7 protein-coding genes are annotated in these 12,018 nt (G+C 54.5%); 1 reads left to right on the forward strand and 6 read right to left on the reverse strand.

What is annotated here, in order from left to right; genetic code table 11:
* Position 1 precedes the first annotated feature (1 nt).
* From dmsA to lrp, 6 genes are all read right to left on the reverse strand, one after another.
* Positions 2 to 2,446, reverse strand: a complete 2,445-nt coding sequence (gene dmsA / locus C3708_RS05540) for a dimethylsulfoxide reductase subunit A (RefSeq protein ID WP_103948718.1) — start codon at positions 2,444 to 2,446, stop codon at positions 2 to 4.
* Between the two features lie 208 nt (positions 2,447 to 2,654).
* Positions 2,655 to 3,947, reverse strand: coding sequence for a serine--tRNA ligase (gene serS / locus C3708_RS05545; RefSeq protein ID WP_095281428.1), 1,293 nt, complete (start codon positions 3,945 to 3,947; stop codon positions 2,655 to 2,657).
* Between the two features lie 91 nt (positions 3,948 to 4,038).
* Entirely contained in the window at positions 4,039 to 5,382 is a 1,344-nt protein-coding gene (gene rarA / locus C3708_RS05550) for a replication-associated recombination protein RarA (protein ID WP_103948719.1), read from the reverse strand.
* A 9-nt stretch (positions 5,383 to 5,391) separates the two neighbouring features.
* Positions 5,392 to 6,006 (reverse strand): outer membrane lipoprotein chaperone LolA, encoded by a 615-nt coding sequence (lolA, locus tag C3708_RS05555; RefSeq protein ID WP_095281426.1) that lies wholly within the window; start codon positions 6,004 to 6,006, stop codon positions 5,392 to 5,394.
* 128 nt (positions 6,007 to 6,134) lie between these two features.
* Complete coding sequence (locus C3708_RS05560) at positions 6,135 to 9,815, reverse strand: DNA translocase FtsK 4TM domain-containing protein (protein ID WP_103948720.1); 3,681 nt, start codon at positions 9,813 to 9,815, stop codon at positions 6,135 to 6,137.
* Positions 9,816 to 9,949: 134 nt separating this feature from the next.
* Entirely contained in the window at positions 9,950 to 10,444 is a 495-nt protein-coding gene (gene lrp / locus C3708_RS05565; RefSeq protein WP_000228473.1) for a leucine-responsive transcriptional regulator Lrp, read from the reverse strand.
* A gap of 550 nt (positions 10,445 to 10,994) precedes the next feature.
* Between lrp and trxB the strand changes: the two genes are divergently transcribed.
* Positions 10,995 to 11,963, forward strand: coding sequence for a thioredoxin-disulfide reductase (gene trxB / locus C3708_RS05575; RefSeq protein WP_165790619.1), 969 nt, complete (start codon positions 10,995 to 10,997; stop codon positions 11,961 to 11,963).
* The last annotated feature ends 55 nt before the right edge of the window (positions 11,964 to 12,018 follow it).

The raw sequence follows: 12,018 nt of genomic DNA on the forward strand, positions 1-12,018 counted from the left end.
CTTATACCTTTTCAACCTGAACAAGGTTCGTGTGGGACGGGTTGCCTTTCGCCAGTGGCGACGGGCGCTGCGTGGTCAGCACGTTAATGCTGCCTGCCTGGTCGATGCGATTCGCATCCGGGTTATACCAGGCCCCTTCCCCCAGCGCGACCACACCAGGCATCATGCGCGGTGTCACTTTCGCTTCGATGTGTACTTCACCACGATCGTTGAAGATGCGAATGCGGTCACCGTTGGCGATGCCGCGTTTTTTCGCATCCATCGGGTTCATCCACATCTCCTGGCGACAGGACGCTTTCAACACGTCGACGTTGCCGTAGGTGGAGTGAACGCGGGCTTTGTAGTGGAAACCGGTCAGCTGCAGCGGGTATTTCGCCGTCAGCGGATCGTTATAGTTTTCAAACCCTGGGGTGTAGATCGGCAGCGGATCGATAACATCACCTTCCGGCAATTCCCAGCTGGCGGCGATTTTTGCCAACGCTTCGGAGTAGATTTCGATTTTCCCTGACGGCGTGGTCAGCGGGTTCGCCTGCGGATCTTCGCGGAAGGCTTTGTAGGCCACATGATGCCCTTCCGGATCGCGCTGCTTGAACATCCCCTGCTTGCGGAAGGTGTCAAAATCAGGCAAATCTGGGACCGCCTGACGGGACAATTCGTGCAGATGACGCATCCAGCCTTCCTGAGTGCGGCCTTCGGTGAATTGCTGCTCAACGCCGAGGCGTTTGGCCAATTCTGTCGTCATCTCGTAAATGGTTTTACATTCGAAGCGCGGTTTGATCACCTGGTCGGTAAAGATGACATACGACATGTTGCCGCAAGAGGCATCCAGCGCGAAGTCCATCTGTTCGGAGGCCGTGCAGTCCGGCAGCAGAATATCGGCATATTTCGCCGACGAGGTCATGTGGCAGTCGATCACCACTATCATCTCGCATTTTTTGTCATCCTGAAGGATGTCGTGGGTGCGGTTGATATCCGAGTGCTGGTTGATAATGCAGTTGCCCGCATAGTTCCAGATCATCTTAATCGGCACGTCCAGCTTATCTTTCCCGCGCACACCGTCGCGCAGGGCGGTCATTTCTGGGCCGCGTTCAATCGCATCTGTCCACATAAACATGGAGATACTGGTCTGGACTGGGTTTTCCAGCGTCGGCATACGTTCGAACGGCACTTCATAAGAGCCTTCGCGCGCGCCGGAGTTGCCGCCGTGGATGCCGACGTTGCCGGTTAAAATGGAGAGCATCGAAATTGCGCGGGTGGCGATTTCACCGTTCGCGTGGCGCTGCGGGCCCCACCCCTGGCTGATATAGGCCGGTTTCGCCGAGCCAATTTCACGCGCCAGTTGTACGATGCGTTCAACAGGAATACCGGTGATCGTTGACGCCCATTGCGGCGTTTTGGCTACGCCATCACTGCCTTGTCCAAGGATGTATGCTTTGTAGTGACCATTGGCTGGTGCGCTTGCTGGCAAGGTTTTCTCGTCGTAACCGACGCAGTACTTATCGAGGAACGGCTGATCGACGAGGTTTTCGGTGATCATCACCCACGCCAGGGCATTCACCAACGCGGCATCGGTGCCAGGGCGAATCGGGATCCATTCATCTTCGCGTCCGGCACCGGTATCCGTGTAGCGCGGATCGACGATGATCATTCGGGCGTTAGATTTTGCGCGCGCCTGTTCAAGGTAGTATGTCACCCCGCCGCCGCTCATGCGCGTTTCACCCGGGTTATTACCGAACAGAACCACCAGTTTGCTGTTTTCAATGTCAGACGGGCTGTTACCGTCTGCCCAGCCGCCGTAGGTGTAGTTCAGTCCCTCGGCAATCTGTGCGGAAGAGTAGTCACCGTAATGATTGAGGTAGCCGCCGCAGCAGTTCATCAGACGGGCGATCAGCGTTTTTCCTGGTGGCCAGGAGCGCGTCATGGTGCCACCGAGCGTGCCGGTACCGTAGTTCAGATAAATGGACTCGTTACCGTGCTCTTTGATCAGTCGCTGCATGTTCCCGGCGATGGTATCAAAGGCCTCTTCCCAGCTGATTTTCTCGAACTTACCCTCACCGCGTTTGCCCACGCGTTTCATTGGATATTTGAGGCGATCCGGGTTGTAAACGCGACGGCGCATCGAACGACCACGCAGGCAGGCGCGAACCTGATGTAACCCTTCGTAGTTATCATCGCCGGTGTTGTCAGTTTCGACATATTTAATTTCGCCATCGACAACGTGCATACGCAGCGGGCAACGGCTGCCACAGTTAACGGTACAGGCGCTCCAGACCACTTTTTCAGGTGCAGCCAGCGGCGCGATAGCTTCAGCCGCCGATGCCATACGTGAAAAAGGCAGGGAGAACGCGCTGCTGGCAACAGCGAGACCGCCAATCGCCGTGGTTTTCACTAACCCGCGACGACTCACCTCGGCAGCCAGTAGAGCATCAGGCGCTTTGATTTTCATAGAAACTCACTTTGGTTGCTCACAAAAAATTAAGATGCGGATAACACCGCTATATAGCTTTTTATATAACGAATTTCTTCGTTACTAGATTTTTATGCTAATAATAAGTGAGGTGAGTATTACTACTTTAGAGGGATGAGTTATTGTCTGGCGTCAAAACGAAGGCATAAAAAAAGCGCCCTCAGGCGCTTTTTTGTTTTAAGGCAAATCAACCGATGTACTGCTGGCCTTTCATGTACGGGCGCAGCACTTCAGGGATCTCGATACGACCGTCTGCCTGCTGGTAGTTTTCCAGCACCGCAACCAGTGTACGACCTACAGCCAGACCAGAACCGTTCAGGGTATGAACCAGACGGGTTTTCTTGTCAGATTTACTGCGGCAACGTGCCTGCATACGGCGCGCCTGGAAATCCCAGACATTAGAGCAGGAAGAGATCTCACGGTAGGTATTCTGCGCCGGGACCCACACTTCCAGATCGTAGGTTTTGCATGCGCCGAAGCCCATATCACCAGAGCACAGCGCCATACGACGGTACGGCAGACCCAGCAGCTCAAGCACTTTCTCTGCATGGCCGGTCATCTCTTCCAGCGCATCCATTGATTCTTCCGGGCGCACGATCTGAACCATCTCGACTTTGTCGAACTGGTGCATACGGATCAGACCACGGGTATCGCGGCCGTAAGACCCCGCTTCAGAGCGGAAGCACGGAGAGTGTGCAGTCAGTTTGATTGGCAGATCGTCTTCGTCGATGATTTCATCACGAACGAGGTTGGTCAGCGGCACTTCTGCAGTTGGGATCAACGCGTAGTTGCTGCTGTCTGCTTCTTCGTCCAGCGGACGAGTGTGGAACAGATCGCCAGCAAATTTAGGCAACTGGCCCGTACCGTACAGCGTATCGTGGTTAACCAGATACGGAACGTAAGTTTCGCTGTAGCCGTGCTGTTCGGTGTGCAGATCCAGCATGAACTGAGCCAGGGCACGGTGCAGATGCGCGATCTGGCCTTTCATTACCACAAAGCGAGAACCGGTCAGTTTAACCGCGGCGGCAAAGTCCAGACCCGCGTGCATTTCGCCCAGCGTAACATGATCGCGAACGTCGAAATCGAATTCACGCGGGGTGCCCCAGCGCTTCACTTCAACGTTGTCATTTTCGTCTTTACCGACAGGAACGCTATCGTCAGGAATGTTCGGGATCGCCAGCGCGATATCACGAATTTCGGTCTGAAGAGCATCAAGTTCAACTTTCGCCTGATCCAGCTCTTCACCCAGCTTGTTCACTTCAAGACGCAATGGCTCAATGTCTTCCCCGCGTGCTTTCGCCTGGCCGATGGATTTCGATCGAGAGTTACGCTCAGCTTGCAGATTTTCAGTTTGTACCTGCAGAACTTTACGACGCTCTTCAAGAGCGCGCAGCTTATCTACATCCAGCTTAAAGCCCCGGCGTGCCAGTTTTTCTGCGACTGCGTCTGGCTCGTTACGCAACAGATTGGGATCGAGCATGCTTATCCTGTGCTTATCGAATTAAAAGAGGAAATGTGACCACAGCCTGCGGTCACAGGGATACATTGCCAACATTACCGCAACGATCGCGCTAACGGTAGCGTTTTATAGGGCTATTTTGATCCTGTCCGGTAAGCCAGGCGAGCTTTTCGCCAATCTTGCCTTCAAGACCTCTGTTAGTCGGGCGATAATAGCGCGTTTGTGCCATTTCCTGCGGGAAATATTCCTCCCCGGCGGCATAGGCGTTCGGCTCATCGTGGGCGTAGCGATACTCCTGGCCATAGCCCATTTCTTTCATCAGTTTGGTCGGGGCATTACGCAGGTGAACCGGCACGTCATAGTCCGGACGATCGCGCGCATCGGCCATCGCGGCTTTAAACGCTGTGTAGACGGCATTACTTTTCGGCGCGCAGGCCAGATAGACAATCGCCTGGGCAATAGCGCGCTCACCTTCTGACGGCCCTACTCGGGTAAAACAATCCCACGCAGAGATTGCCACTTGCATCGCGCGCGGATCGGCATTGCCGACATCTTCCGACGCGATTGCCAGGCAGCGGCGCGCAACGTATAGCGGGTCGCCACCGGCGGTAATAATGCGCGCATACCAGTAGAGCGCAGCATCGGGCGCACTGCCGCGCACGGATTTGTGAAACGCTGAAATGAGATCGTAAAAGCGGTCGCCTTTGTTATCGAATCGCGCACTGCGTTCCCCGGCAATCTCAGTGAGCAACTCCGCTTTCAATACGCGCTTACCGGATTCATCCAGCTCGGCCATATCGGCCATCATTTCCAGCGTATTTAACGCGCGACGCGCATCACCGTTAACCAGCTCGGCAATTGCGCGACGCGTATCATCCGGCAGAACGATGTCCTGTCCGCCGTAGCCGCGCGCCTTGTCTTCCATCGCCTGAGTGAGGACCTGCTCAATATCGTCCGTAGTCAGTGATTTCAGCAGATAAACACGGGCGCGGGAAAGCAGCGCAGAATTGAGTTCAAACGAAGGATTTTCGGTGGTGGCACCGATAAAGAAGATGGTCCCGTCTTCAATGTGCGGCAGGAACGCATCCTGCTGGCTCTTATTGAAACGATGAACTTCGTCGACAAAAAGGATGGTTCGACGACCAGCATTACGGTTCTGGCGGGCGCGCTCGATAGCTTCACGGATCTCTTTCACGCCGGACGTGACGGCTGAAAGACGCTCGACGTCGGCATTGGCATAGCGAGCAATCACTTCGGCCAGCGTGGTTTTACCGGTTCCCGGTGGTCCCCACAGGATCATAGAATGCAGATGCCCGGCTTCGATAGCGCGCGGCAACGGTTTCCCGGCAGCCAGCAGATGCTGCTGGCCAATGTACTGCGCTAAATTTTCTGGCCGCATACGGGCGGCCAGAGGTTGAAACGCATTATCAGAAAAATCGAGCGACAGGTTGCCCACTCACGCCTCTTACTTATTGCGTTGGTCGTCCACCGTTACGCCCTGCGGCGGGGTAAAGGTGAATTTCGATGCGTCAATCGCGCCATTTTGCTGAGATTTGAGCTGGTAGCTGCTGCGCTGCTCGTCCTGCTCAACGGCGCTGAACTGATTGATAGTCCCGTTGTTGCTCACGTTAATGGTGAACTGTTTCAGGTTCCCGGTATTGCCCTTCGGCGTCAGCACAAAATCATCGCCATTCTGTTTAATGTTGTACTGCTGCCAGTCGCTGGTCTGGTTGCGGGCGATCAGCATGAACGGCGTATTGCTGGTTGCGTCTTTCAGCAACGTTGCGGTCGCCTGTTCAACAAACGGGTTATAGAACCACAGGGTTTTACCGTCGGAAACCAGAATGCTTTCATCCGGCTGAGTCATGTGCCAGTTAAACAGATTAGGACGTTTCACCCAGAGATCGCCCTGGCCTTCCTGCACCGCGTTGCCGCTGCCATCCGTCACTTTCTGCGTGAAGCTGGCGTGGAAGCTGCTGACTTTATCCAGGCGGCTTTTAAGGTCGCTTGCGGCATCGGCCCAGACGCTGCTGGCGACAAAGCTGGTCAGTAGTGCTCCGACAATTGCGATTTTTTTCATTATGAGTCCTTAAAATTCGTCATCCCCAAATGGGGTTCTGCCGTCTATTCTGAACCTGCCCGCAGGCAGGCGACAGAAGAAAATGCTTAATTTTTGCTGATTTACCCATCTTTGCAATCGACGAAGGATTACTCAAACGGTGGCGGTGCCAGCACTTCGCGGTTACCGTTGTGACCTTGCTCGCTTACAATGCCCTGCGCTTCCATCTGTTCGATAATACGTGCAGCGCGGTTGTAGCCGATGCGGAACTGACGCTGTACGCCGGAAATGGACGCTTTGCGTTTTTCTGTCACAAAGTTAACGGCCTGATCAAATAAGGGATCCAACTCTTCCGCGCCATCATAACCGCCACCACTGCCTTCGCTTTCGCTCTCGGAAGTGATGCCGTCTACGTATTGCGGACGACCGCGCGCTTTCCAGTCCTGCACGACGGCGTGGACTTCCTGGTCACGAACAAACGCACCGTGAACGCGCACCGGCGTCGTCGAGTTCGGGCCGGAATAGAGCATATCACCCATGCCGAGCAGCGATTCTGCACCCGCCTGATCGAGGATGGTACGGGAGTCGATTTTACTCGATACGGTGAACGCGATACGCGTCGGAATGTTCGCTTTAATCAGACCAGTGATGACGTCAACAGACGGACGCTGCGTCGCCAACACCAGGTGAATACCGGCTGCACGCGCTTTCTGTGCCAGTCGGGCGATCAGCTCTTCAACTTTCTTGCCTACTGTCATCATCAGGTCGGCGAATTCATCCACCAGCACCACGATGTACGGCAGTTTTTCCAGCACCGGATGCTGAGCATCCATGCTGTCGCCCGGCTTCCAGTATGGGTCCGGAATCGGACGGCCCATACGCGCCGCTTCAGCAATCTTGTCGTTATAACCGGCGAGGTTACGCACACCCAGAGCAGACATCAGCTTGTAGCGGCGTTCCATTTCGTTGACGCTCCAGCGCAGGGCGTTGGCGGCATCTTTCATGTCGGTCACAACTTCGGTGAGCAGATGCGGAATGCCTTCGTAGACGGAGAGTTCCAGCATTTTCGGGTCGATCATGATGAAACGCACATCTTCCGGCTGCGCTTTGTAGAGCATGCTCAGGATCATCGCGTTCACACCGACGGATTTACCAGAACCGGTAGTACCGGCCACCAGCAGGTGTGGCATTTTCGCGAGATCTGCGACGACAGGCTCACCCGCGATATCTTTGCCCAGCACTACGGTTAAAGGTGACGGGTTATCGCGGAATTTCGCGTTATCCAGCACTTCACGCAGATAAACGGTGTGACGTTTCTTGTTCGGCAACTCCAGGCCCACGTACGGCTTGCCCGGAATAACTTCAACCACGCGCACTGCAACGGTCGAAAGCGAACGCGCCAGGTCACGTGAGAGATTCGAAATACGCGCGGCTTTAACACCCGGCGCCAGATTGAGCTCGAAGCGAGTAATCACCGGACCAGGAGAGTAGTTAACAACGTCCGCTTTAATACGGAAATCAGCCAGACGTGTTTCAACCAGACGCGCCATTTGCTCAAGTGCAAAGGTATCGACCGGCTCAACTTCCGTCGGCGGAGAGGTTAAGAGATCCAGCGACGGCAGCGGCGTAGTCGGTCGTTGTACGGGACGGCTATCGCCATTGCGCATCAGCAGCGGGTGAATCAGGCTTTCCTGCGGCTGAGCGACAGGCTGCTGCGGTTGTGCATATTGCTGCGGTGCAGCGACCGGCTGCGCATACTGTTGCGGAGCCACTGGCTGCGGAACATGCTGAGGCTGCGCTGGAGCATATTGCGGGCGCGGTGGCTCTGCTTCCGGCATCACGCTCGGGGTAAACAGCGGCTCGCTCGGCGTGTCATCCACCAAATCTTTCATCGGTGAAAATTCAAAATCTGACAGAGAGAAAGGATTCGCATTTTTTGGCTGTTCGCCAGAATAACGCTGTTCCTGTGAAGCGGCGAACTGACGTGCCAGCTCTGCTTCTGCGGCGTCGTTTTCGTCGTCCTGAGTAACATCAGGCTGCGAGTGGTCCTGATATTCTTCACCGTAGCGCTGATGCTGCTGCGCAGCAAACTGGCGAGCCAGCTCGTCCTGCTGCATTTCATCCGCATCATCGATATCATTCGGATCTTGCGCTTTTTCCTCAGCCATACGCTGAGAAGGCAATTTGATACCGTATGACGCCAGCTCACGACGCGTTGGAACGCGCACGCGGTTTGGTCGCGGTAATTGTGGGCCGATACCCTCTTTCACCTGCGGACGAGGCGCTCCACCGGCGGCCAGACTAAACACCGGTGCGGCTGCCGCAGCGGTTGCTGTCGCAGCAACTGTCGCTTGCTTAACGCTTGCAGCAACAGGAGCAATGGCCGCTGTTGGATCGATATCTGGCGCACTAAACGCAGGCGACGTGACAGGATTAACCCCCGCAGGCTCAGGCACTGGCTGATACCAGGCCGCAAGCTGCTCACGTTCGCGGGCGCGTTTCTCTTCCACTTCTTCAAAATAGTACATCGGCGGACGAGCAGGTTTAACCTCTTCCACTTCAATCTGCGACTCTGAAACAGGTTCAGGGGTGTATTCCTGATAAGGCTGCTCAGGTTCGGCATATTGTTCTTCGTAAACTGGCTCAGGCTGATACGGCTGCTGCCACTGTTGATCCTGCGGCGGCACCGGTACATAGCTTTCTGGCTCTGGGGCAATAGTCGGCTCAGGCGTGTGAACGCCAGGTGCCGTTTGCCAGTCAACCATCGGCTGCTGCAGGGCAGGTTCTGGCGTCTGAACCGGCGCAACTGACATCACGGCCTCAACGGGCGCAGCGTAAGCTTGCGTCGCCGTCGTCGCGATTGCTGCTGCGGCAACCGGAGCCGTCACAGAATGACCGTTTAACAGCGGATCGTATTCATCGAAATCACCCGGCATCGCTCGATTGCCAGAGAACAGCACGTCATCCGGATCGGTGGCGACGCCGCCTGTGCTGTAAGTGACTTGCTCTTCGTCATCCATCCGTTTGCCGGAGAAGAGAGCCGCATCGGTTTTACGAGCCAAAGGATTAGTGAATTTTTCAGCGACGCGCTTACGACGCGCCAGCGCCCCGCGCATGATGCGCGTGCGTCGAGATTCGGTTCGGTTGGCGGATGACGACTCTTCTTCATAATCATCTTCGTATTCGTCTTCATCCACCCAGGTATCATCACGACGGGTGCGATTGCTGGCGAACGTCAGAATATTCAGGATAAAGCCGCCGAGTTTTTCAGCGATGCTCACCCACGACCAACCGGTAAAGAGCGTCAGCCCTGCCGCCCAGATACAGAGCAGCGTGATGGTACCACCGCTGCTGTGGAGCATGGGTTTGAGCGCCGTGCTCAACAGGCTGCCAATCACGCCACCGGAGGCGAAATACCAGATATCATCGGCGTTGATCGCTGCCAGACCGCACGAGGTCAGGATCAGCGCTAGTGCGCCAATCAAACGAAGTGAAACCGCAAAGTAGTCGATGTACTCTTCGTTTTGACGATGACGCCAGGCAAACCAGCACCCACCAACAATAATGATTGGAATGGTGTAGGCCATGACGCCAAAGACGAAAAATAGCGTATCCGCCAGCCATGCGCCGGGCACACCACCCAAATTATGGATAGGTTCATGCCACGCCGTTTGTGACCAGCTGGGATCGGAAGGGTTAAAGCTGAGTAAGGCGGCCATCAACCAGACGGCAAAAAGGGCAACAAGAATCAGTAACGCCTCAAGGAGTCGGCGCCCGCTGCTTAACTTCGTTAAAGTGACTTCTTTGTCTTCAGTATATTCCTGGCTCAAAAAAGGCTCTCCAGGTACCAGGCATTTCCTGCCTGTTTGCTAAAACGGACAACAGCGCCGGGATACCCGGCACTGTTGCTGTATGGATTAACAGGAGTGTAATCAAATTACGCTGATTTTGCACCTGTTCCGTATTAGCGCGTCTTAATAACCAGACGATTGCTCTGTTTGACTTCTTCCATCACCACGTAAGTGCGGGTGTCGTTCACGCCAGGCAGTCGCAGCAGGGTTTCACCCAGCAGTTTACGATAGGCTGACATGTCTGGTACGCGGGTCTTCAACAGGTAGTCGAAATCGCCAGAAACCAGATGACACTCTTGAATTTCTTCAAGTTTTTGCACTGCGGTGTTAAATTGCTCAAACACATCCGGTGCGCCACGATTCAGAGTAATCTCAACAAAAACCAGAAGTGAGGCATCCAGATAATGCGGGTTCAACAGAGCCGTATAGCCCTGAATGAAGCCTTGTCGTTCCAGACGGCGCACACGCTCAAGGCATGGCGTCGGTGAAAGTCCCACACGTTTTGAAAGCTCGACGTTGGAAATACGCCCATCCTTTTGCAATTCATTCAGAATGTTACGATCGATACGGTCGAGATCTTTGCCAGGGCGCTTCTTGCTATCTACCATTATTATTGTCTCTCTGTATTCCTTCCCTACTCCTGCCTGGACCCTGTGCACATCACTGTTCAGAGCCTGTACCCGTTGCTTATCACATCGCGTTTTATAGTGTGTATGCGATGCAGATTCGGGTTCTACGGTGAGAAGACCGTTGCCAAAAGGCTGTCACCAACATCACGCATGGCATCTGTCCACACCATGCGTAGATTTCGCTGACCCGGTAAAAATGGCGCCTGCGTGCATGTCTATGCGACACACAGTTAACGCGGATTTTTTTTCTTCCTTCAATGTTTTCGCAAAAGCGCAGGGGATTGTCAAAGCAAAACATCGTTTTTTAGTACAACGTGCCAGTTATTCATTGCGACCGGGGATTAATCCTCATTTAGTCGCCGTATAAACAACCGTTTTCATGAAAAACGTGATGTTATTACGCTCAATAAAGGCGGTTCATCACCCTCGCCTATTGCACAAATCGTTTACAAAATTGCTGCGCTCTTTTTTTACGGCAACAAATTCCCTACAATCCGAGCAAATGTCTGCCAACAACAATGGGGATCTCATGGGCACGGCTAAACACAGTAAGCTGCTAATCCTTGGTTCTGGACCTGCGGGATACACCGCAGCGGTCTATGCTGCACGCGCTAACCTGCACCCGGTATTAATCACCGGCATGGAAAAAGGCGGTCAGTTGACCACCACGACTGAAGTAGAAAACTGGCCAGGCGATCCGAACGACCTGACCGGGCCGCTGCTGATGGAACGTATGCACGAGCATGCGATCAAATTCGACACCGAAATTTTGTTCGACCACATCAACAAGGTTGATCTGCAGAACCGTCCGTTCCGCCTGACCGGTGACAGCGGCGAATACACCTGTGACGCGCTGATTATCGCCACCGGTGCCTCCGCGCGTTACCTCGGTCTGCCGTCTGAAGAAGCGTTCAAAGGCCGCGGTGTATCTGCCTGTGCGACCTGCGATGGTTTCTTCTACCGTAACCAGAAAGTCGCGGTCATCGGCGGCGGCAATACGGCCGTTGAAGAAGCACTTTATCTGGCCAACATTGCCTCTGAAGTGCACCTGATTCACCGTCGCGACACCTTCCGCGCGGAAAAAATCCTCATCAAACGCCTGATGGATAAAGTGGAAAGCGGCAATATCGTGCTGCACACCCACCGTACGCTGGAAGAAGTCACGGGCGATCAGATGGGTGTTTCCGGTCTGCGTCTGCGTGATACGCAGAACAGCGACAATATCGAGTCCCTGGAAGTCGCGGGCCTGTTTGTGGCTATCGGTCACAGCCCGAATACTGGCATTTTTGACGGTCAGCTGGAGCTGGAAAACGGCTACATCAAAGTCCAGTCCGGTATTCACGGCAACGCGACCCAGACCAGCATTCCTGGCGTCTTTGCTGCGGGCGACGTGATGGACCATATTTACCGTCAGGCGATCACCTCTGCGGGCACCGGCTGTATGGCTGCGCTGGATGCAGAACGCTACCTCGACGGACTGGCTGAATTAAGTAAATAATCTTTACAACTCAGTAACAAACGTAAATAAAGGCGGCCACAGGTCGCCTTTATTT

Origin of the sequence: Lelliottia sp. 7254-16, assembly GCF_002922995.1 — a bacterium.
Lineage (GTDB): Bacteria > Pseudomonadota > Gammaproteobacteria > Enterobacterales > Enterobacteriaceae > Enterobacter > Enterobacter jeotgali.